The following is a 21,145-nucleotide window of genomic DNA, read 5'->3' on the forward strand; positions in this document are numbered from 1 at the left end:
GGAAGATCAGAAAATCGGCTGACGCCCTGCCAATGCCATTTAATGTTAATGGCTTGGCAACGGATTTCAACGTGTGAAAAGGACCGGCCCGCAGATGCGAACCGGTCCAGCAAAAATTTTGGTCTTTGGCCTAGGGCGCGCAAGCCTCTAGAAGGCAGCGCCTGGAATCAGTCCCTGCGCCCTTCCAGGTGTTTGCGCAGCTTCGAGGGCGCGGCTTTCTTGCGGCCCTTGTAGGGGTTCTTGTCCGCCTGCCCGCGCATATAAAGCCGGATCGGCGTGCCGGGCATGTCGAAATCCTCGCGCAGGCCATTCACCAGATAACGGGTATAGCTGGCCGGGATTTTGTCCGGATGGGAACACATCACCACGAACCCCGGCGGGCGCGTCTTGGCTTGGGTCATATAGCGCAGCTTGATCCGCTTACCCTGCGGTGCGGGCGGCGGGTGCTGCTCCAGCATGCCAATCAGCCAGCGGTTCAACGCTGCGGTGGGCACCCGGCGGTTCCAGACGTCATAGGCGCGCATAATGGCAGCGTGCAGCCGGTCCAGCCCCTTGCCGGTCTTGGCCGACACCGTGACCAGCGGCGCACCGCGCAGCTGCGGCAGCAACCGGGCAAAGGCCTCTTTCAGGTTTTTCAGCTTTTCCTGCTTGTTGTCCTCGATGTCCCATTTGTTGACCGCGACGACAACCGCACGCCCTTCCCGCTCGGCCAGATCGGCGATCCGCAGGTCCTGCTGTTCAAAGGGAATGTCCGCATCGAGAAGCACCACCACGACCTCGGCGAATTTCACCGCGCGCAGCCCGTCCGATACGGACAGTTTTTCCAGCTTTTCCTGAACCTTGGCTTTTTTGCGCATACCCGCAGTGTCAAAGACCCGCATCGGCGTGCCTGCCCAGTCGATCTTCAGCGAGATCGCATCGCGGGTAATCCCCGCCTCGGGCCCGGTCAGCAGGCGATCCTCACCAAGGATCTTGTTGATCAGGGTCGATTTGCCCGCGTTGGGACGGCCGACGACTGCCACCTGCAGCGGCTTGTCCATCGTTGGCTGAGGGACCTCGTATTCGGCCTCCTCGTCGTCCAGATCCTCGTCCACAGACACGTCCGTCAGCGGAGCATTGTCCTGCGCGGTCTTTTCAAAACGTTCCGAAATCGGCAGCAGTTGCGAATAGAGATCATTCAGGCCCTCGCCATGCTCGCCGGACAGTCGGATCGGCTCACCGAGGCCTAGGCCATAGGCTTCCAAAACCCCCGCATCGGCCGCAGATCCTTCGGATTTGTTTGCCGCCAGAATGACATGCGCGGATTTTTTGCGCAGGATATCGGCAAACATCTCGTCCACCGGGGTCACACCCGTGCGCGCATCAATCATGAACAAGCAGACATCCGCCATATCCACCGCCCGTTCGGTCAGGCGGCGCATGCGCCCTTCGAGCGAGTTGTCGGTGGCATCCTCAAGGCCGGCGGTGTCGATGACGGTAAACCGCAGATCGCCCAGCCGGGCCTCACCTTCGCGCAGGTCACGGGTGACCCCCGGCTGGTCATCGACCAGGGCCAGTTTCTTGCCGACAAGGCGGTTGAACAGGGTGGACTTGCCCACATTCGGACGGCCCACGATAGCGAGGGTAAAAGACATCGGACCCAACTTTTTGCGATTCAGACGCGCCCCATAGCGCATCTGCTGTCTTACGGCCAGAGCCGATCGACGCTTTAACGGAAGGCGAGAAGCTCCCCTTTCGAGGAAACCACATAAAGGGTCTTGCCCGCAACAACCGGCGCGGTCGTCGCGCCGCCGGGGGCCTCGATGCTGCGCGTCAGGCTGCCGTCACGGGGATCGAACATGCGAATCTGACCATCGTTGGAGGTGATGATCACCCGACCACCTGCCAGCACCGGACCATAGTGGGCCACCACTGCGCCGCGTTTAGAAGGCTTGTCCTTCAGATAGCCCGGCAGATCCACAGCCCAGATCACCTCTCCGCTGGAGGCATCCAGACGCAGGAGCTGGTTGCGGTCGCTAATCTGGAACAGGCTGCCTCCCGCAGGCCAGACCGGACCGATGGCCCCTTCCTGTGCCGTCCAGATGCGATCGCCATTGTTGGTGTCGATCGCCACGGTGCGGCCCGAATGGTTCCCCACGAAGGCACGGTTTCCGACCACCACTGGCGCACCGGTGACATCGCTGATCCGCGCCAGCGTGGTGCCGACGCGCTGCCCCGCCACCGAGGCGTTCCAGCGGCGCACACCGCCACGGCGGAAACTTGCGACCAGATCGCCGGAGCCAAAGGCAAAGATGACGTAATCCCCGGCAATCACTGGCGACGGGGCGCCCAGCACGTTCGAGGGGCTCGGAACGCCTTCGACCTGCCATGCGATGCGGCCGTCCGAGGTGTTGACGGCCCAGCCGGTATCATCCCCGGCCACCAGATAAACCAGCCCGTCGCGCACCATCGGTTCGCCCGAACCGGTGGCTTCCAGTTTTTGACGCCAGATCTGTTTGCCGGTGCTGGCCTCCAGCGCGGTCAGAACGCCATAGCCAGAGGAGATGTAAAGAACACCCTTGTCATAGGCCATGCCGCCGCCGGTTGCCTGACCTTCGCTTTCGCGGGCGGGAATCAGATCGCTTTGCCACAGGATCTGACCAGACGGAGAGACCGCGCTGACGCGGGCCGCGCTGTCCAGCGTGTAGATACGCCCATCAGCCACAACGGGGCGCGCCGTGATGCGCTGGCGGCGGCTGTCGCCCTCGCCGATGGAAACGGCCCACTGCAATTGCGGCGCCGTCGACAGCGCCGGATGCGCGGTGCGCTGCGCCGGAAGCCCGTGCGTCTGCGCCCAGGAAGCGTTGACGGTCTGGCTGGGCAGGGAAATTGGCCGCGACTGGTTGACCACCTCGATATTGGCATCGGGACGGATGTCTTCGCGCTGCCCTTGCAGGATCACCTCTGGTTCGGCGCAGGCGGCCAGAACCAGAGCCATCGCGCTACCGCAAAAAAGCGCCCGCGCGCGAGAAATGGATTTAGCTGCCGTCATTGCCCTGCCCCGCAATTCGTTTCCCTCTCCGCGCACATTTCGCGCGGCGCCTTTTAACCTTCCGGCGCGTCTGCCGCGTCCGGTTTTCCACCAAGTGCTACAATCACTTGAGTTGCGCGGTCTTGCAAGTCCCGGCTGACAGTCGCATCCGCCGTAATCGCCTGCAGACGCTCGATTGCGGCCTCGGTCTCACCGGCTTCGATGTCCAGCAGTGCAAGTTGCTCGGACGCCAGCAGCGACAAAGGTGCACCGGGCTGTGCCAGGGCCTCGTATTGCAGGCGGCGCTCTTCAAGGCTCAGCGTCTCTGCCTGCAGGGCCAGCGCCTTGAAGCTGGCGATGTGACGGTAAACCAGCGGCAGTTCGCCATCGGTGGCGACTTCACTGAGGACCGCAACGGCGGTCTCGGTATCCTCGGCTTCGGCCAGGGCGCCTGCGCGCATCATCTTGGCCACGGCAGCGCCGGTTTCAGAGCCAGCGGCCACCTGCGCCAGTGCCTCGGCGCGGTCTGCAGGTTCATCAGCTGCCAGCGCGGCAATCATGCCATCGCCAAGCGCCTGCGCTGCAGCGAGTTCCTGCGCCTTGGAATACTCGCGATAGGCGGCACCGCCCACGATGACCACCACGGCCAGACCACCGATCCAGCCATAGCGTTTCAGCATCAGGAACAGGCGGTCCCGGCGCACCTCTTCGGTCACCTCTTCGATAAAGCTGTCGGTGTCGCTCATGAAAATGTCCCCGATATGCCCGGTCTGTGCCGGAAAATTGTCTCACGTGACGCCTCTCTTAACGCGCCTTCGGGTACAAGCCAAGAGCCGCAATATCCGGCAATCCGGGCGCAAGCCTGAAACAATGGGTAAAAATATGAAGTGAACTGCTTTGTTTAGTATGGACAATGCCTACATGCTTACTATGACTTTTCCCGGGTGTCTGGCGGAACCCTCTTGGAAAGCCCAGCCAATGGCTGTGGCTTACTCAGTGTTATTTGAGAAAGGCCCGAAATGCGTTTGATACCCCTTCTGACCGCGATTGCCGTCACCGCCGGACTGTATTTCCTGGTCCTGCAGCGGGAGGATCTGTTTGCCTTCGCCCGTGGCGAGACTGCTGCCGAAGCAACAGAGACCGTTGAAAGCGAACCCTCTGCCGAAGGCGCGGCCAGTGTCACGGTCACTGCAGAAAAACGCGTCGGCGTCGTCGTCAAACGCAGCGAAGCGCGGCCGCTCGACAGCGCTGTGATCCTGCGCGGCCAGACACAGGCCGCACGTCAGGTCGAGGTCAAGGCCGAAACAACATCCACCGTGCTGTCAGAGCCGCTGCGCAAGGGCACGCAGGTCAAGGCGGGCGATCTGTTGTGCGAGCTGGATCCGGGCACCCGGCTGGCCGCGCACCAGGAGGCGCAGGCCCGTCTGCTCGAAGCGCGCGCCCGTACCCCCGAAGCCGAAGCCAAGCTGGAAGAAGCCAACGCCCGCCTGAAAGAAGCGACAATCAACCTGACGGCGGCTGAAAAACTGTCGCAGGAAGGCTATGCCTCGGAAACACGGCTGGCGGCGGCGCGGGCGGCCGAACGCACGGCGGTTGCCGGGATCGCTGCGGCGCAGGGTGGTCTGGAAACCTCGCGTGCGGGCATCGAATCCGCGCTGGCGCTGGTCGCCTCCACCAGCAAGGAAATCGACAGGTTGCGTATTACCGCGCCTTTTGACGGCCTCCTGGAAAGCGACACCGCAGAGATCGGCAGCCTGATGCAGCCGGGCAGCCTTTGTGCGACCGTCATCCAGTTGGACACCATCAAGGTGGTGGGCTTTGTGCCGGAAACCGAAGTCAACCGGGTGCATCTTGGCGCGCTGGCCGGGGCCGAACTGGCCAATGGCGCGCGGGTTCAGGGCGAAGTTACATTCGTCAGCCGCTCGGCTGATCCGACCACCCGCACCTTTGAGGTCGAAGTCACCGTCGACAACCCCGACCTGAAGATCCGCGACGGGCAGACCGCCGATATCGCCATCTCGGCCGAAGGCACCAAGGCGCACCTGCTGCCGCAATCGGCGCTGACCCTTAACAACGATGGGCGGCTCGGCGTGCGGATCGTGCGCGAGGATCAGACCGCCGGCTTCGTTCTGGTCACCCTGCTGCGCGACACGGCGGAGGGCGTCTGGGTCAGCGGCCTGCCGGAAAAGGCTGACGTGATCGTCGTCGGTCAGGACTTCGTCACCGCAGGGGTGCCCGTTGCGCCCACCTATGAGGAGGCCATGCAATGACCGGCATAGTCTCCTGGGCCGCAGACCGGGCCCGTATGGTTCTGGCCTTCATCGTGATCTCGCTCCTGGTGGGCGGGTTTGCCTATGTCAGCCTTCCAAAAGAAGGCGAGCCGGACATCGACATTCCGATGCTGCACGTCTCGGTGCAGTTTCCCGGCATTTCCGCCGAAGACAGCGAAAGCCTGCTGGTCAAACCGATGGAATCGGAGCTTGTCGATCTCGACGGGCTGAAGGAAATGACCTCCACCGCGGCGGAGAATTACGCCGGTGTGCTGCTGGAGTTCGACTTTGGCTGGGACAAGAGCGCCACAATCGCCGATGTGCGCGATGCGATGAATACGGCGCAGGCGGATTTCCCGTCAGCGGCCGAGCAATACGTCATCAAGGAAATCAACTTTTCCGAATTCCCGATCGTCATCGTCAACCTGACCGGCGATGTGCCGGAACGGACCATGGCGCGGATTGCCAAGGACCTGCAGGACGATCTGGAATCGCTGGATGCGGTGCTGGAGGCCCCCATCGCGGGCAACCGCGATGAGATGGTCGAGGTGGTGATCGACCCGCTGCGGCTGGAATCCTACAACGTGACCGCGCTTGAACTGATCAACGTGGTGCAAAACAACAACCAGTTGATCGCGGCGGGTGAGGTTGAAACCGCGCAAGGCACCTTCTCGATCAAGATCCCGTCGTCCTTTGACGATGTGCGCGACATCTACGCGCTGCCGATCAAGACCAACGGCGACCGGGTGGTCAAGCTGGGGGAACTGGCTCAGATCAACTATACCTTCGAAGATCGCGAAGGCACCGCACGGTTTGACGGCGAAGACACCGTTGCCCTGCAAGTGGTCAAGCGCAAAGGGTTCAACCTGATCGACACCGTGGATCTGGTGAAAGAAACCATCGCCAAATCCGAGCAGAAGTGGCCCGCAGAACTGCGCGCGGCGATCTCGCTTGGTACCTCCAACGATCAGAGCCGCGTGGTCGGCTCCATGGTCAGCCAGCTGGAAGGCTCGGTCCTGACCGCGATTGCGCTGGTGATGATCGTGGTTCTGTCCTCGCTTGGCAGCCGGGCGGCGCTGTTGGTGGGCTTTGCCATTCCGACCTCTTTCCTTCTGTGCTTTGCCCTGCTGGCGCTGATGGGGATCTCTGTCTCCAACATCGTGATGTTCGGTCTGATCCTTGCCGTGGGCATGCTAGTCGATGGCGCCATCGTGGTGGTAGAATACGCCGACAAACGCATCAGCGAAGGCACCGGCCCGATGCACGCCTATGTGGAGGCTGCGCAGCGCATGTTCTGGCCGGTTGTCTCCTCGACCGCGACGACGCTCTGTGCCTTCTTGCCGATGCTATTCTGGCCCGGTGTGCCGGGTGAGTTCATGGGCATGCTGCCGGTAACGCTGATCTTCGTCCTCTCCGCATCGCTGGTGGTGGCGCTGGTCTACCTGCCGGTCATGGGCGGCGTCTCCGGTCGTATTAGCCGGGTGTTCGAAGGCACCTCGCAAGGCCTGCGCGCTGTGCTGCCATGGTGGGCACGGGCGCTGCTGGTGCCGCCGCCAATCTGGGGCATGTTCGCCGGTCTGATGCAGATGCTGAATCCGGGCTACCTACTGCCCGACGCCGCTGCTGCCGCCATGCCCGGTGCCATCCCGCCGCTCTTTGGCGCGCTGGTCTTTGTGCTGTCGGCCTTTGCCGCCTCCACCGCGCTGGGTGCAGCCCGGATCGAGCGCAAACCAAAGGTGGTCTCTGCAGGCTACCGCCATACGCCGTTTGGCTATTTCATCAAGTTCATCGCGGGCAATCCAATCATGCCTCTGGTCACGATTGCAGCGGTTGCCTTCAGCATCATGACGGTGTTCCAGATGTTCAGCGAGAACAACTATGGCGTCGAGTTCTTCGTGGAATCCGAACCGGAGCAAGCCACGGCATTTGTGCGGGCACGTGGCAATATCTCGCTGCATGAAAAGGACGAAATGGTGCGCCAGGCCGAAGAGGTCATCAAAGCGCATCCGGCGGTGATCAACGTCTTCTCCTTTGCAGGTGAAGGTGGTCTTGATACCGGTGGCCCCGGCGGCGGGCAATCGCCGCAGGATACCGTTGGTCAGGTCCAGTTCGAAATCATCCCCTGGGAAGATCGCCCGACGCAAACGGAAACATGGTTCTTCGATCTGCTGACCCGCGAGGTGACCGCTTCGGCCTATGACGGACATACAGTGATCGACGAACTGAACGCCGAGCTGGAAAAACTGCCGGGCTTTGTCGCCGAGCTGAAGGCGCTGGAACAGGGCCCCGGGTCGGGCAAACCCATCCATCTGCGGATCAAGGGCGACGGCTGGGAGGATCTGACATCCGCCACCGAAACCGCGCGCGCCTATTTCGACGAAATGCCGGGGCTGACGCTGGTTGAGGACACCCTGCCCCTGCCCGGTATCGACTGGCAGATCGACGTGGATGTGGAAAAGGCGGGCCGCTATGGCGCCGATGTGGCCACGGTGGGCGCCATGGTGCAGCTGGTGACACGTGGTATCCTGCTCGACACCATGCGGGTGGACAGCTCGGATGAGGAAATCGAGATCCGCGTGCGCCTGCCCGATGAAGACCGGGTGCTGTCGACGCTGGACAACCTCAAGGTCCGCACCACCGATGGCCTGGTTCCGCTCAGCAACTTCATCACCCGCCAGCCAGTGCCGAAACTGGCGCAGATCAGCCGCGTGCAGCAGCAGCGGTATTATGATGTGAAGGCGGATGTGGAGCCGGGTCTCAGCAAAGTCGTCACAGCCGATCCCGATACTGGCGATGACAAGGTCCTGGGCCTGCTAAAAGCGGTCCCCGACACAGTGACGGCGGCCGAGGGGCAAATCACCGCTGCCAATGGCAACCGCTATACGATCTTCGCCCTGGATCAGGCCGATACGGCTGAAGAGCTCGGCATTGCCGTCGCAGAGAACGCCCGAATCCTGCCGGTCAACGCCAATGAACGGCTGGCTGCGATCACCACCTGGCTCGACACCGATCCCTTCCCCAAATCCATCACATGGGAATGGACCGGCGATCAGGAGGAGCAAGAGGAAAGCGGCGCCTTTTTGTCCAAGGCCTTTGCCGGGGCGCTAGGGTTGATGTTCGTGATCCTTCTGGCGCAGTTCAACAGCTTCTACAATTCGGCGCTGGTGCTGCTGGCGGTGGTTCTCTCTACCACCGGGGTGCTGATCGGCATGATGGTGATGCAGCAGCCGTTCTCGATCATCATGACGGGCACGGGTATCGTGGCGCTGGCGGGGATCGTGGTGAACAACAACATTGTTCTGATCGACACCTATCAGGAGTTCAGCCAGCACATGCCGCGGATCGAGGCGATCATCCGCACCGCCGAGGCACGCATCCGTCCCGTGCTGCTGACCACCGTCACCACCATGGCCGGTCTGGCACCGATGATGTTCGGCATCAGCCTCGACTTCATCGACGGTGGCTACTCCATCAACAGCCCCACCGCGCTGTGGTGGAAGCAGCTGGCGACCGCCGTGGTCTTTGGCCTTGGCATCGCAACCGTGCTGACGCTGGTGGTGACGCCATCGCTGCTGTCGATCCGGGTGTGGCTGTCGACCTACCTGTCGTGGATGGGCCGCCTGCTGGCACGCATCACAGGTGGCCGGTCCAGCCGGATCGCGCAGGATATGCGTCTGGCGAAGAAAGCGCGCAAACTGCCCACGACCGAGCTGCTCTGGGAAGAGATCGACAGGAGCCCGGCAGACAACAGCGAGCCCGACGCAGGACCGGGCACAGGCCCCGCTCTGCGCGCGGCAGAGTAAACGTAGCGTCTGCGCAGACAACCAGATGAAAGAAAGGCCCCGCAGATGCGGGGCCTTTCTTTTCGCTGCGTAGCATTGCGCCTCTGGCGCCCGCACGGCTTACAGCAGGGCGGTTTCATCCGCGGATACGTTTTCAATCTTCTTCTGTGCCAGCTCTTCATCGCCTGGGCCGGGCGCGGGTTCCGGGTGCAGCTGACGCGCCCGCGGCGTGTGCTGCAGAACCACCTGAATGGGAAAGTGATCAGACCCGATATTGCGGTGCCGTTTCATTGAAACCAGCGTGAAATCCCCCGAGCAGAAGACGTGATCCAGCGGCCAGCGCAGCAGCGGGTAGCCTGCGTGAAAGGTGCTGAAGATCCCCCGCCCAATGCGCGGATCCAAAAGACCGCTCAACTTTTGGAATAGCCGGGTCGATGCCGACCAGGCCACATCGTTGAGATCCCCCATGACCACCACCGGTCCCGCGCTGGCTTCAATGGTCTTGGCCACCAGCAACAGCTCTCCGTCCCGTTCGGCAGAGGTCGGGTTCTCCGTCGGGCTGGGCGGCGCCGGGTGGAGGCAATGCAAGGCAACCCGCTGTCCCGAGGCAAGAACCACGGAGCCATGCATCGAGGGCACGCCCTCCTCCACCAAAAAGTGGACCTGCGGGTCGATCAACTCGAGCCGGGAATAAAGATGCATCCCGTAAAGGTTATCGAGCGGCTGCTTGACCCGGTAGGGATAAACCGCCTCGATCTTCTCCAGTTGTTCTTCCCACCACGCGTCCGTCTCCACTGTCAGGACCAGATCCGGCTTGGTCTCACGGATCAGGTCCAGCAGCGGCTGCGCGTTGCGGTTGGTCATCAGGACGTTGGCCACCAGAAGGTTCAACTGATCGTCAGGGCGCATCTGTCGCGCCGACTGGATCTGATAGGGAAAAAGCCGCGTATAGCGGATGATCCGCACGCACTGCAGCGCCGAGCAAAGCAACAACAGAACGATCAGCGCTTTATCGCCCTGCCCCTGCCAGCCGTAGACCCAGACATAGGCCAGCAAAGCAGCAACGGTGACCGTGGTGATCTGCAAGGCCGGGAATTCAAAGCCCCGCACCCACCAGCCTTCGTGCCGCAGCAGCGGCAGCAGGGTCAAAAGCGGCACTGCGCAGATGAACAGAAAAAGAGCCCAGTCCAGTATCACGTTCATCTTACACTCTTTATCCCGCTCACCCTACCGCGCGCCTTTGGAACGCCACCCGCGCTGACAGGCTCAGGCGACATCCTGATCCGCTTGCTGGCGCTGCCACAGATGGGCATAACGGCCACCGCGCGCAAGTAGATCCTCGTGAGAGCCTGCTTCCGCGATCTCTCCCTGCTCCAGCACCACGATCTGATCCGCCTCGGCGACGGTGGACAGGCGGTGCGCGATGGTGATCACCGTGCGCCCCTGCCCGGCCCGCGCCAGCGCTTCCTTGATCTCGCGCTCGGTATCGGTATCCAGCGCCGAAGTTGCCTCGTCCAGCAGCAGGATCGGCGGGTCCTTCAGTAGGGTACGGGCAATGCCGACGCGCTGTTTTTCACCGCCCGACAGCTTGAGCCCGCGTTCGCCCACCTGAGTGTCATAGCCCTGCGGAAGACCGGCGATGAAATCATGGATCTGCGCCGCCCGAGCGGCGTCTTCGATCTCTTGCTGGGTGGCGCCATCGCGGCCATAGGCGATGTTGTAGCGGATGGTGTCGTTGAACAGCACCGTGTCCTGCGGCACAACGCCAATTGCGGCATGCAGGCTTTTCTGGCTGACGTTGCGCACATCCTGCCCGTCGATGGTTAGGGCGCCGCCGGTGACATCGTAAAACCGGAACAACAGCCGCCCGATGGTGGATTTGCCGGACCCGGTGGAGCCGACGATGGCCACCGTCTCACCTGGTTTGGCCTCCATGGTGATGCCCTTCAGGATCTCGCGCTCCGGGTCATAACCGAAATGCAGGTCCTCCAACCGGATATGCCCCCTGCTGACCTTCAGCTCAGCCGCATTCGGACGGTCCTTCACATCTGGCGGCTGTTCCAGCAGGTCGAACATTTCGCCCATATCGACGAGGCTCTGGCGGATTTCCCGATAGACCGAGCCGAGGAAGTTCAGGGGCACTGTGATCTGGACCATATAGGCGTTGACCATCACGAAATCACCAACGCTGAGGCTGCCGTCCTGCACGCCGATGGCCGCCATCACCATTACCGTGATCAAACCACCGGTGATGATCACGCTCTGGCCAAAGTTCAGGAAGGCCAGCGAATAGGCGGTCTTCAGCGCCGCCTGCGCATAGGCACGCATGGCCCCGTCATAGCGCGCCGCCTCGCGCTCTTCAGCGCCAAAATATTTGACCGTTTCGAAATTCAGCAGGCTGTCGATCGCCTTTTGGTTGGCGTCAGTGTCCTGCTTGTTCATCTCGCGGCGCAGTTTCACCCGCCATTCGGTGATCGCCAGCGTGAACCAGACATAAAGCGCAATGGTGACCCCAACTGCCAGCAGATAGCGCGCGTCGAACAGCACCGTCAGAATGATGGCCACCAGCACCAGTTCCAGCACCAGCGGACCGATGGAGAACAGGAGGAACCGAAGCAGGAATTCGACGCCCTTGACCCCGCGTTCGATGATCCGGGACAATCCGCCGGTCTTGCGGGTGATATGATAGCGCATCGACAGTCGGTGAATGTGCTGAAATGTCTCCAGCGCCAGACCGCGTAGCGCCCGCTGGGTGACAGGCGCAAACACCGCATCCCGCAGCTGTTGGAATCCGTTCGTCAGCACCCGCGCCACACCATAGGCGACGGTCAGCCCCACCGCGCCGAGCGCCAGCGGCGGAACGCCTTCACCCGCCAACGCATCCACCGCGCCCTTGTACAGAACCGGCGTATAAACGGCGATTAGCTTGGCCAGGATCAACACCACCATGGCCAGCACGACCCGGTATTTCACGCTCTTCTGGTCTGCGGGCCAGAGGTAAGGAACCACCTTGCGCAGGGTGCGCAGGCTTGAGCGGCGTTCCTCTGCCGAGATGGAATCGATGGTAGTGGGGGATCGTCTCATGGCGTTCCTGCGGCTGGGCCTTCCGGCGGGCTGGCGATGTCTGATGCGTATCGCCTACTACATATCCCAAGCACAAAGCTGGGAAAGGATACGCCGCGCCCCCTGTGGCTGGGGACACGGCGCGTTTCTGGTACACCGAACAAATCAGTCCGGCAGGTTGAACACCTGCCCGGGATAGATCAGGTCGGGATCGCGGATCGCATCCTGGTTGGCCTGGAACACCCGGACATAAAGGAACCCGCTGCCATAGCGTTCCTGCGAGATCGCCCAAAGGGTATCGCCCTTTTGCACCGTGATGGCCCGTACCAGCGGAACCGGCTGATCCGGCGCCTGTCCCGGCTGCTGCGTCTGCGGTTGCAGCACCTCGGGCGCCTCGCGTTTGAAGGGGGTTTCAAGACGACTCAGGACTTCTGCGCCGCTAGCGGAAATTTCATCCAGACGCAGAGTGTAGATGCCCGGTTCCACGGCAGCCAGCGCGCCGCCCCAGCGGCCATCCTCGGCCACGAGGAATTCGGTCTTGAGCGCATTGTCCACGTAGACCCGCACCAAGGCACCCGCGCGGCCGCGTCCGGCCAGCAGCACCTCGCCGCTGTCGGAATAGCTGATGGTATCAAGCGCGACCTTGCCATTCAGAACCGGCGTGGCTGGCTGCACCAGCTCTACACCGTCTGCACCGGCCCTTAGCACGGCAACCGCCGTTGGCTCCGGCTGCGGCGCAGGAACGGTTTCCGCGCTGGCGAGTGTTTCCTCGGCCACCGGCTCGCTTTGGGGCGGTGTGGTATCGTCGGGGCCAACAGTGCCGGTCTCGCCCTCCGCGGTTGCCACCTCGACCTGTGCGGCCTCAGCCTCCACCGGTTGCTCCGGTGCCGCCGTTTCCGCCTCGACCTGCGGCGTGGTGGTTTCGGCTACGACGGGCTGTACTTCTCCCTCGGCTGCGACCGGAGCGGGCGCTCCGCCCTGCTCAGTTGGTTGTTCCTGTGAAGTGGCCTCAGATGTTTCAGCCTGCGCAACCTCCACGGCCTCTTCGCTCTGCGGGGCTGCGGTGTCCTCGGATACTGCCGCAGGCTCGGCCTCGGGCTTCGCGGCATCCTCGGCATCCGCCACCTGCGGCGCTGGCGCCGCGGAGATCGGTGCCAAAATGAACTGATCCTCAGAGGGTTGTTTCTGATCCTCGAACCGCGCCAGAAGCGAAATCACCCGCGGCTGGTCGCTGGGCAGGATGCTGGAGAAAATCACGAAATCGCCGCTGCCCTGAACCTCGGTCTGTTCCAGAACCGTACCATCCAGCAGGACCTCGACCGCGGCTCCGGCCTGTGCACGACCTGCAATCACAAGGGCACCGTCGGGGCCGACCCGCACCAGGTCCAGCATTGGCGCTTCCAACAGCGGCGCCGCCTCTTCCACAGGCGCCTCTGCAGTGGTGGCGGGGTCTTCAGAAACGGCTGCCTCTTCGGTCGCGGTATCAGCAGCAACATCCGCCTTTTGCGAATCTGCAACGGTGTCGCTGTCATCCGCCGCGGGAACCTCTGCCTCAGGTGCCTGGGCTACCGCCGTTTCGCTCTTACCTGTCTCTGTTGGCTCGGCGGTTTCGACGACGGCGCTGGTCTCTGCCGGTGTCTCAGGCGCTTCTGTCGGCGCGATGGTCTCGGCTTCGGCTTCTGCCGTCTCCTCAACTGCCGCAGGGGCCGCATCCTCTGCGGCTGTCTGCTGCGGCGCATCGGTCGCAGGTTCAGGCGCGCTTTCCGGAGCGGTCACAGTTTCAGGTTCAGCCGCGGAATTGGCGGTCTCAACCGTGGTGGTCACGCCAACCGGCTCTTTGGCCGCCGGGGACACCGTCACCTCGGGCTGCACCACCGTGCGCGATGCGGCCTCTTCAGGCCCATCGCCCCGGTCAAACACCCCCAGCTGCATCAGCACGACGCCGCCCACGATCACGACGACAGAAGCAATACCTCCCATCGCCAGGGGGCTGAGCCCCCCACTTCCAGATGTTTGCGCCATCTTGTTCCTTCCTTGTGCGAGATGTTTTCCCTCGCTTGGTTGAGCCAGCCTACCAATGGGGGTATCTGGGGTCAAAACAGCATACCTGTTTCGCTGCCAAACCCTGTCGAAAGGCTATCTCATGAGCATAAAATCCGTCTGTGTGTATTGCGGATCACGTTTTGGAGCAATGGCCAGCTATGCCGCAGCCGCCGAGACCCTTGGAAAAGGGCTCGCCGCACAAGGTCAGCGGCTCGTGTACGGCGCCGGAGACGTCGGCCTGATGGGCACCGTTGCCCGGGCGGCGCAGGCTGCAGGTGGTGAAACCTTTGGCGTGATCCCGGTGCATCTGGAACGGCGCGAGGTCGGCAAATCGGATCTCACAACCTATGTGGTGACCGAAACGATGCACGAGCGTAAGAAGGTCATGCTCTATAACGCCGACGCGGTGGTGGTGCTGCCCGGCGGCCCCGGATCGCTGGATGAGCTGTTCGAGGTGCTGACCTGGCGCCAGCTGGGCCTGCACGACAAACCGATCATCGTGGTCAACACCGATGGCTACTGGGACAAGCTGCGCGACCTCCTGGAGCATGTGGTGGCACAGGAATTCGCAGGCGCCGAGATGCAGGATTACCTGACCTGGGTCGACAGCGCCGAAGAAGCGCTAGCCAAGCTGAACTCCTGAACCGGAAGGCACTCCGGTTCAGGACCAAACCCAGCCCCCTGGCCCCGGCAAAACGGGGACCGAGATCACTCAAACAGGTGCCAGCGCAGTTTTCACGGCCTCGGCAATTTCTGGCACCGGGTGTTTGGTTAGATCTTTCGGCAGCTCCGCAATCAGCAGTTTGGCGGCATCCCCGCTTAGCTCGGGGCGCAGCGCGCCAAGGCTGCGCGGCGGTGCAATCAAAACCAGCCCGGAGCAGGCCCCGGCGGCCACCCATTTGTTGACCAGCGATGCTACCCCGGCAGCGAAGTCATCTTCGGCCATCTGATGCCAGTCCGCAGGTTCAACCGCGCCAAGCGCAGCTCCTGCTGCCCCGCTGAGCCGACCGGGCGCTTCTGACCCTTGCGCTCCGTTCGGCGGGTTGGCGATCTCATCGGCCCGCATCACGCGCAGGTCCGCATCCACCGTATCGCTGACGTTCTCCAGAAACAGCGCCTTCTGGCCGTCTGCAACGATGATCCATAGTCCTTTGGGCAATTTAATCATGCGTGTTCCCTTTCCTCCGTTCCGCTTCCTCTGTGCCGCCAGCCAACCGGAAAACATGGCAGGGAACCTTGACGCGTATCAAACTGCCACGAAAAAACCCGCGCCGGTCCGGCGCGGGTTTTCGTATCTCGTATCCTGTCGCGGATTACATGCGCGAAGCGACGTTTTCCCAGTTGACCAGGTTGTCCAGGAAGTTGGTCAGGTAGGCCGGGCGCTTGTTGCGGAAATCGATGTAGTAGGAGTGTTCCCACACGTCACAACCCAGCAGCGCGGTCTGGCCAAAGCACAGCGGGTTCACGCCATTCTCGGTCTTGGTGACTTTCAGGGCGCCATCGCTGTCTTTTACCAGCCAAGCCCAGCCGGAGCCGAACTGACCCGCGCCTGCGGCGGAGAATTCTTCCTTGAACTTGTCAACCGAGCCGAAGCTTTCGACCAGTGCCTTTTCCAGCTCACCCGGCATCGCGGAGGCGCCCGGACCCATCATTTCCCAGAACTGGTTGTGGTTCCACAGCTGGGAGATGTTGTTGAAGATGCCGTTCTGGGCGACGGCGGATTTGTCGTAGGTGCCGACAATGATCTCTTCCAGCGTCTTGCCATCCCATTCAGTACCGGCGATCAGCTTGTTGCCGTTGTCGACATAGGCCTTGTGGTGCAGATCGTGGTGGTATTCCAGGGTTTCGGCGGACATGCCCTTGGAAGCCAGCGCATCATGTGCATAAGGAAGATCGGGAAGTTCAAAAGCCATATCGGACCCCTGTCAATTTTGTTGCGTTCCTATGCAGATACATGCGGCGCAGCATTCGGCAGGTCAAGGGCCTAGACAAGAAATCCGCGCCATCTGACTGCGACGTCTATGTGCGCAAATGGGAGAGACCGCCATGATCGCCGAGGCCTGGATCCGCGCCCGCAAAGCGCTCTACCGCATGCGGGGCCACTATGCAGGTCAGTTGAACGGCGTTCCCTTTCGGCTGGATCCCTACCATTCCAAGTTCTGGCGCAAGGCCGCAGCAGGCAGGTGGGAGCCGGAGACCTTTCAGGTGCTGGATGCCCATCTCGACAAGGATCACGACTATCTCGACATTGGCGCCTGGATCGGTCCCACCGTCCTATACGGCGCGCACAAGGCGCGGCGGGTGATGTGTTTTGAACCTGACCCCGTTGCCTTCCGCCATCTGGCCTGGAACCTGGAACTGAACCGCGTCGACAATGTCTCGGCCTTCTCAGTCGCCATCAGCAGCGGTTTTGGTCTTGCCCGTATGGCATCTTTTGGTGGTGAGGCCGGAGACAGCATGAGCAGCCTTCTGAACGATGGCGATCACGGATCCGACGTGATGACGATCGGCTGGCAGGATTTCGCAGCAAAGGCGGATCTGTCGCGCGTGTCGCTGGTCAAGCTCGATATTGAAGGCGCCGAATTCGACGTTCTGCCGCAGATGATCCCCTGGCTGAAAGAGCGGCGCCCGGCCCTCTACCTTTCCACCCACGCGCCTTTCCTGCCGGAAGAGACCCGCAAGGCGCGGATGGCAGAGCTGGCCGATCTTCTGTCCTTTTACGGCGAATGCCACCCTGACAATGGGGCGCAGGCCGGGTTTGAGGCTCTCACCAGCCCCCGCGCCCTGACGCAGTTCCCGACGTTTCTGTTCAAGTGATGCGTCCTGCGGGGCAGATTATTTGACCCGTTTACACGCGCCGGTGCCGCGGTGGCTTCCGTCTCCGCCATGAACGCGCGCGCTGATCGTTGCCCTGGACCGCGCTGCATCAAGCCGCACAGTGTAGGTCGCCGTGGCTGTCCTATTTCCCTGAACGGGCAAGCCCGTCAGGGTCCATTTCATGAGGTATTTCTGCTCCTTCACCACGCTGAACGTCACAGGCAACGGGGCCTTATTGACGTGGTGAATATAAGCATCATAGGCCATCGCGGTTCCGGCGGCCTCATCCACCACGTAGGCGGCCTTTTCCGGGATCCAGCCATAGCTGGTATGGGCGGAATATTCGCATTCATAAACAATGGGCGCGCCTGCGGCGGCCAAGGGCAGCGTGCAAACCGACAGAGCTGCCGCTATTATGGATCCTTTAAACATGTTCAATCCTTGCTTTTAAATTCAGCGCCTCAAGACAGCAGAACAAACACCTGATCAAAAACAAAAAACGCGCCCCGAGGGTTCGGGGCACGTTATTGAATGGATCGATCTCGCACAACCCAGAAGGGCCGATGTCAGTAGACGCCAACCTTTGATTGCGGGTGGGCAGATGCTTTCAACAGGTTGAAGACATACCCCGCGACCGAGCGGAAGCAGACAATGTGGAAGGTCTCCTCTTCATCCAGCCAGAAGGCCGCAGCCACCTGCGCCATGCGGGTGCGGCGGAAATCGCCGGGGGTGAAGGCTGCCGCATCGAAATCCACCGGACAGACCTTGCCCAGAACCTCGCGCGCACCTGCGCCCGAGAGGTGGAAAAAAGCCCGCGCATCAGAGACATTCACCGCCAGAGCGTGCTCGCCCGACAGAGCTTCTGCCAGCGCCACGGTCTTGGCTTCGGCGTCGGCATATGGCAGCAGCAACAGCAACTCATCCGGGGACATCCAGGCCACGGCGCCGCTCTCGGTGGTGGTGATCCGGCGAGGCGCCGGCACATCTGCGCCGGTGGCCACCTTCACCGCCTGTTGCAGGGTCTTGGAGGACAGATCGCCGCGCAGGGTGATCATCCCCTGCAGACCGGCCTCTTCCAGCGTGGCCATTCCGGCGTAGCTGGCGCCGCCCAGGGCGCTCACAGGATTAGACATTCTGCTTTTCCCCTTCCTTGTCGTAGAAGACCGGATCGACGATCCGTGCCTTGAAAATGGTGCCATCGGTGCCGGGGAAGTCGAGAACCTCTCCCATGCGGTCGGGGCCGTGTTTCACCAGTCCCATCGCGATCCCCTTGCCCAAGGTCGGGGAATAATAGGTCGAGGTTACCCGGCCGATGGTGTTTTTCTGGCCATTGGCATTGACGCCATTGCCGACCGCGTAGGCGCCGTCCGGCAGCACCGACCCGTCGGTCGTCTCAAGCCCCACCAGTTTCCAGCGTTCCGGATCCGCCATATGGCTGCGCAGCTGCGCGCGCTTGCCGATGAAGTCTTCCTTCTTCTTGGAAATCGCCCAGTTGAGCCCCAGATCCTGCGGAATGACCGTACCGTCGGTTTCATCCCCGATCATGATAAAGCCCTTCTCCGCGCGCAGCACGTGCAGGCATTCAGTGCCATAGGGCATCACGCCAAACTCCTGCCCCGCCGCCATCAGCGCATCCCAGAAGGCCTGACCGTCAGAAGCAGCAACAGCGATCTCGTAGGACAACTCGCCCGAGAAGGAGATCCGGTAGACCCGGCATTTGAAGCCGCCGATCTCTCCGTCCTTCCACTCCATGAAGGGCAACGCCTCCTTGGAGACATCCAGACCGCCACCGGCCTCGCCGTTCAGCTTTTCCAGCACCTTGCGCGCCTTGGGACCGACCACCGCGATTTGAGCGTATTGCTCGGTCACATTGGCGACGAAGACTTTCCAGTCCCACCATTCGGTCTGCAGCCATTCTTCCATATGGGCATGGATGCGATCGGCGCCGCCGGTGGTGGTGTGGCACAGCCAAGTGTCCTCGTCGATGCGGGCAACCACGCCGTCATCCGACAGGAAGCCGTTCTCGGAGCACATCAGACCATAGCGACATTTGCCGACTTTCAGGGTCGACATCATGTTGGTGTACATCATGTCGAGGAACCGCCCGGCGTCGGGGCCTTTGACGATCAGCTTACCCAGGGTTGAGGCATCCAGCATCCCGACGTTCTGGCGGGTGTTGGTGATCTCGCGGTTGACCGCCTCCTTCACGCTTTCGCCGCTGCGCACATAGGCGTAGGGGCGGCGCCAATGGCCCACCGGTTCCCAGTCGGCGCCATTGCCATCGTGCCAGTCGTACATCGGCGTCTTGCGCAGGGGCTGGAAGATCTCGCCGCGCGCCTCGCCGCCGATCGCGCCCATGGAAATGGGGTGATAGGGCGGGCGGAAGGTGGTGGTGCCCACCTGCGGGATTTCCGACCCGAGGCTGTCAGCAAGGATCGCCAGACCGTTGATATTGCTGAGTTTACCCTGGTCCGTCGCCATGCCAAGCGTGGTGTAACGCTTGGTATGCTCGACGCTCTCATAGCCTTCGCGAGCCGCCAGCTGCACGTCAGAAACCTTGACGTCGTTCTGGAAGTCCAGCCAGGCCTTCATGCGCAGGTTGATTTCCGCACGGGCGGGCATCAGCCAGACCGGCTGCATCGGCGCTTCGTCCTGCGCTTCGCCCTTGGCGGCAGTGGCATCGGCTTTGAACCCGGCCGCAGCGGCGGCCTTGGCCCCGGCCTCGGCGCCATCGGCCAGCACCGCATCCAGTGTCAGCGGGCCGCTGGCAGCGCCAGCGGTCACCACAAAACCCGCACCATCCGCGCCGAGCGGCGGGCGGTTGGGATCGGGGCGGAAATGCGCCTGAGCATCATCCCAAGTAAGCTTGCCGCCACAATGGGACCACAGGTGCACCACCGGAGACCAGCCGCCGGACATGGCGACCGCATCGGCTTCGACCTCTTCCTGGGCGCCGCCCTGACCATTCTGGGCGCAGATCGCGACCTTGGTCACATGCTTGCCGTCCTTGACCTTGGCAATGCCGCGGCCGCATTCGACACGGATACCAAGCGCACGGACCTCATCCATCAGGGCGCCGCCACCGGCTTCGCGGGTGTCGAGCACGCGTACAACCTCGACGCCTGCACCATGCAGCGCCAGCGCGGTGCGATATGCATCATCGTTGTTGGTCGCTACCACCACGCGCTGCCCCGGGGTCGCGCCCCAGTTCACCACGTAATCGCGCATCGCTGCGGCCAGCATCACGCCGGGCACATCGTTGCCAGCAAACGACAGCGGCCGTTCAATGGCGCCAGTTGCGGTAACGATCTGTTTTGCACGGATCCGCCACAGGCGGTGGCGCGGACCACCCTGCCCCGGTGTGTGATCGGTCAGCCGTTCGTATCCCAGAGCATAACCGTGATCATAGACGCCCGATCCCATGCAGCGGTTGCGCAGGGTGACGTTCTCCATCGCGGTGAGTTCTGCCAGCGCCTGTTCCACCCAGGCTTCGGGATCGTCGCCATCGATGGTCCCGCCATCGACCGGCGCACGGCCGCCCCAATGGGCGTTCTGTTCGATCACCAGCACCTTGGCGCCCGAACGGCCCGCCGTTAGCGCCGCCTGAAGGCCTGCGACACCGCCGCCAACAACCAGAACATCAGCAAAGAAATAGAAGTGTTCGTAGGTATCCGCGTCCTTCAGTTCGCGGTCGGGTGCCTGACCCAGACCTGCGGATTTGCGGATGATCGGCTCGTAGACGTGTTTCCAGAAGGGTTTGGGATGGATGAACGTCTTGTAGTAGAAACCAGCGGGCAGGAACCGCGCCAGCTTGTTGTTCACCACGCCCACGTCGAACTCAAGGCTGGGCCAGTGGTTCTGCGACTGGGCGCTGAGGCCCGAGAACAGCTCGGTCGTGGTGGCGCGCTGGTTCGGTTCGAACCGCGCACCGGAGCCGAGGCCAACCAGCGCGTTGGGCTCTTCCGCGCCCGAGGCAACCAGCCCGCGTGGGCGGTGGTATTTGAAGGACCGGCCCACCAGCAGCTGATCATTGGCCAGCAGCGCCGAGGCCAGCGTATCCCCGGCATAGCCTGTCATCCGCGTGCCGTTAAAGGTGAACTCGATGGGTTTGGAGCGGTCGATCAACCGGCCCTGATTGGCAAGACGCGTGCTCATGCTGC

At 62.3% G+C, this 21,145-nt stretch carries 15 protein-coding genes; 4 read left to right on the forward strand and 11 right to left on the reverse strand.

All coding sequences use genetic code 11. The features are described from left to right. Window positions 1-167: 167 nt before the first annotated feature. From der to SM765_RS09020, 3 genes are all read right to left on the reverse strand, one after another. Window positions 168-1,634 carry a ribosome biogenesis GTPase Der gene (der, locus tag SM765_RS09010; RefSeq protein ID WP_274829122.1) on the reverse strand — a complete coding sequence of 489 codons (1,467 nt, stop codon included), beginning with the start codon at window positions 1,632-1,634 and terminating at the stop codon, window positions 168-170. Window positions 1,635-1,708: 74 nt separating this feature from the next. Beyond that, window positions 1,709-2,977: a PQQ-like beta-propeller repeat protein gene (locus SM765_RS09015; RefSeq protein ID WP_274837171.1), complete on the reverse strand. Its 1,269-nt coding sequence runs from the start codon at window positions 2,975-2,977 to the stop codon at window positions 1,709-1,711. 107 nt (window positions 2,978-3,084) lie between these two features. After that, window positions 3,085-3,756 carry a hypothetical protein gene (locus SM765_RS09020; RefSeq protein WP_274837172.1) on the reverse strand — a complete coding sequence of 224 codons (672 nt, stop codon included), beginning with the start codon at window positions 3,754-3,756 and terminating at the stop codon, window positions 3,085-3,087. A 273-nt stretch (window positions 3,757-4,029) separates the two neighbouring features. Here SM765_RS09020 and SM765_RS09025 point away from each other — a divergent pair, with 273 nt between their 5' ends. Together SM765_RS09025 and SM765_RS09030 are read left to right on the forward strand one after the other, a co-directional pair. Continuing rightward, entirely contained in the window at window positions 4,030-5,280 is a 1,251-nt protein-coding gene (locus SM765_RS09025; RefSeq protein WP_274837173.1) for an efflux RND transporter periplasmic adaptor subunit, read from the forward strand. Beyond that, window positions 5,277-9,083, forward strand: a complete 3,807-nt coding sequence (locus tag SM765_RS09030; RefSeq protein WP_274834417.1) for an efflux RND transporter permease subunit — start codon at window positions 5,277-5,279, stop codon at window positions 9,081-9,083. The genes SM765_RS09025 and SM765_RS09030 overlap by 4 nt, the downstream gene beginning before the upstream one ends. Window positions 9,084-9,182: 99 nt before the next feature. Here SM765_RS09030 and SM765_RS09035 read toward each other — a convergent pair whose 3' ends face one another. The 3 genes from SM765_RS09035 to SM765_RS09045 all read right to left on the reverse strand — a co-directional run bounded on the left by SM765_RS09035 (window position 9,183) and on the right by SM765_RS09045 (window position 14,147). Then, window positions 9,183-10,265 (reverse strand): endonuclease/exonuclease/phosphatase family protein, encoded by a 1,083-nt coding sequence (locus tag SM765_RS09035; protein WP_274837174.1) that lies wholly within the window; start codon window positions 10,263-10,265, stop codon window positions 9,183-9,185. 63 nt (window positions 10,266-10,328) lie between these two features. Next, window positions 10,329-12,146 (reverse strand): ABCB family ABC transporter ATP-binding protein/permease, encoded by a 1,818-nt coding sequence (locus SM765_RS09040; RefSeq protein WP_274833460.1) that lies wholly within the window; start codon window positions 12,144-12,146, stop codon window positions 10,329-10,331. A gap of 144 nt (window positions 12,147-12,290) precedes the next feature. Beyond that, window positions 12,291-14,147, reverse strand: a complete 1,857-nt coding sequence (locus tag SM765_RS09045) for a LysM peptidoglycan-binding domain-containing protein (protein ID WP_274837175.1) — start codon at window positions 14,145-14,147, stop codon at window positions 12,291-12,293. 121 nt (window positions 14,148-14,268) lie between these two features. Here SM765_RS09045 and SM765_RS09050 point away from each other — a divergent pair, with 121 nt between their 5' ends. Beyond that, window positions 14,269-14,811 (forward strand): LOG family protein, encoded by a 543-nt coding sequence (locus SM765_RS09050; RefSeq protein ID WP_065273483.1) that lies wholly within the window; start codon window positions 14,269-14,271, stop codon window positions 14,809-14,811. Between the two features lie 69 nt (window positions 14,812-14,880). Here SM765_RS09050 and SM765_RS09055 read toward each other — a convergent pair whose 3' ends face one another. Both SM765_RS09055 and SM765_RS09060 read right to left on the reverse strand, forming a co-directional pair. Next, entirely contained in the window at window positions 14,881-15,336 is a 456-nt protein-coding gene (locus SM765_RS09055) for a host attachment family protein (RefSeq protein ID WP_274829110.1), read from the reverse strand. 145 nt (window positions 15,337-15,481) lie between these two features. Further along, a complete protein-coding gene (locus SM765_RS09060) occupies window positions 15,482-16,081 on the reverse strand; it encodes a superoxide dismutase (RefSeq protein ID WP_274837176.1) in 600 nt (199 codons plus the stop codon). A gap of 118 nt (window positions 16,082-16,199) precedes the next feature. Here SM765_RS09060 and SM765_RS09065 point away from each other — a divergent pair, with 118 nt between their 5' ends. Then, window positions 16,200-16,985 carry an FkbM family methyltransferase gene (locus tag SM765_RS09065; RefSeq protein ID WP_274837177.1) on the forward strand — a complete coding sequence of 262 codons (786 nt, stop codon included), beginning with the start codon at window positions 16,200-16,202 and terminating at the stop codon, window positions 16,983-16,985. Window positions 16,986-17,003: 18 nt separating this feature from the next. Here SM765_RS09065 and SM765_RS09070 read toward each other — a convergent pair whose 3' ends face one another. The 3 genes from SM765_RS09070 to SM765_RS09080 all read right to left on the reverse strand — a co-directional run bounded on the left by SM765_RS09070 (window position 17,004) and on the right by SM765_RS09080 (window position 21,140). After that, window positions 17,004-17,417: a hypothetical protein gene (locus SM765_RS09070; protein WP_274837178.1), complete on the reverse strand. Its 414-nt coding sequence runs from the start codon at window positions 17,415-17,417 to the stop codon at window positions 17,004-17,006. 134 nt (window positions 17,418-17,551) lie between these two features. Then, complete coding sequence (locus SM765_RS09075) at window positions 17,552-18,118, reverse strand: sarcosine oxidase subunit gamma (protein WP_274837179.1); 567 nt, start codon at window positions 18,116-18,118, stop codon at window positions 17,552-17,554. Next, entirely contained in the window at window positions 18,111-21,140 is a 3,030-nt protein-coding gene (locus SM765_RS09080; RefSeq protein ID WP_274837180.1) for a sarcosine oxidase subunit alpha family protein, read from the reverse strand. The genes SM765_RS09075 and SM765_RS09080 overlap by 8 nt, the downstream gene beginning before the upstream one ends. Between the last annotated feature and the right edge of the window lie 5 nt (window positions 21,141-21,145).

The sequence above is a fragment of the Pseudophaeobacter sp. 1A09344 genome (assembly GCF_041008745.1).
GTDB lineage: Bacteria > Pseudomonadota > Alphaproteobacteria > Rhodobacterales > Rhodobacteraceae > Phycobacter > Phycobacter gallaeciensis_A.

Coding starts and splice junctions, on each gene's coding strand:
- der (WP_274829122.1), bottom strand. CDS start 1,634: ATGTCTTTTACCCTCGCTATCGTGGGCCGTCCGAATGTGGGCAAGTCC.
- SM765_RS09015 (WP_274837171.1), bottom strand. CDS start 2,977: ATGGCTCTGGTTCTGGCCGCCTGCGCCGAACCAGAGGTGATCCTGCAA.
- SM765_RS09020 (WP_274837172.1), bottom strand. CDS start 3,756: ATGAGCGACACCGACAGCTTTATCGAAGAGGTGACCGAAGAGGTGCGC.
- SM765_RS09025 (WP_274837173.1), top strand. CDS start 4,030: ATGCGTTTGATACCCCTTCTGACCGCGATTGCCGTCACCGCCGGACTG.
- SM765_RS09030 (WP_274834417.1), top strand. CDS start 5,277: ATGACCGGCATAGTCTCCTGGGCCGCAGACCGGGCCCGTATGGTTCTG.
- SM765_RS09035 (WP_274837174.1), bottom strand. CDS start 10,265: ATGAACGTGATACTGGACTGGGCTCTTTTTCTGTTCATCTGCGCAGTG.
- SM765_RS09040 (WP_274833460.1), bottom strand. CDS start 12,146: ATGAGACGATCCCCCACTACCATCGATTCCATCTCGGCAGAGGAACGC.
- SM765_RS09045 (WP_274837175.1), bottom strand. CDS start 14,147: ATGGCGCAAACATCTGGAAGTGGGGGGCTCAGCCCCCTGGCGATGGGA.
- SM765_RS09050 (WP_065273483.1), top strand. CDS start 14,269: ATGAGCATAAAATCCGTCTGTGTGTATTGCGGATCACGTTTTGGAGCA.
- SM765_RS09055 (WP_274829110.1), bottom strand. CDS start 15,336: ATGATTAAATTGCCCAAAGGACTATGGATCATCGTTGCAGACGGCCAG.
- SM765_RS09060 (WP_274837176.1), bottom strand. CDS start 16,081: ATGGCTTTTGAACTTCCCGATCTTCCTTATGCACATGATGCGCTGGCT.
- SM765_RS09065 (WP_274837177.1), top strand. CDS start 16,200: ATGGGAGAGACCGCCATGATCGCCGAGGCCTGGATCCGCGCCCGCAAA.
- SM765_RS09070 (WP_274837178.1), bottom strand. CDS start 17,417: ATGTTTAAAGGATCCATAATAGCGGCAGCTCTGTCGGTTTGCACGCTG.
- SM765_RS09075 (WP_274837179.1), bottom strand. CDS start 18,118: ATGTCTAATCCTGTGAGCGCCCTGGGCGGCGCCAGCTACGCCGGAATG.
- SM765_RS09080 (WP_274837180.1), bottom strand. CDS start 21,140: ATGAGCACGCGTCTTGCCAATCAGGGCCGGTTGATCGACCGCTCCAAA.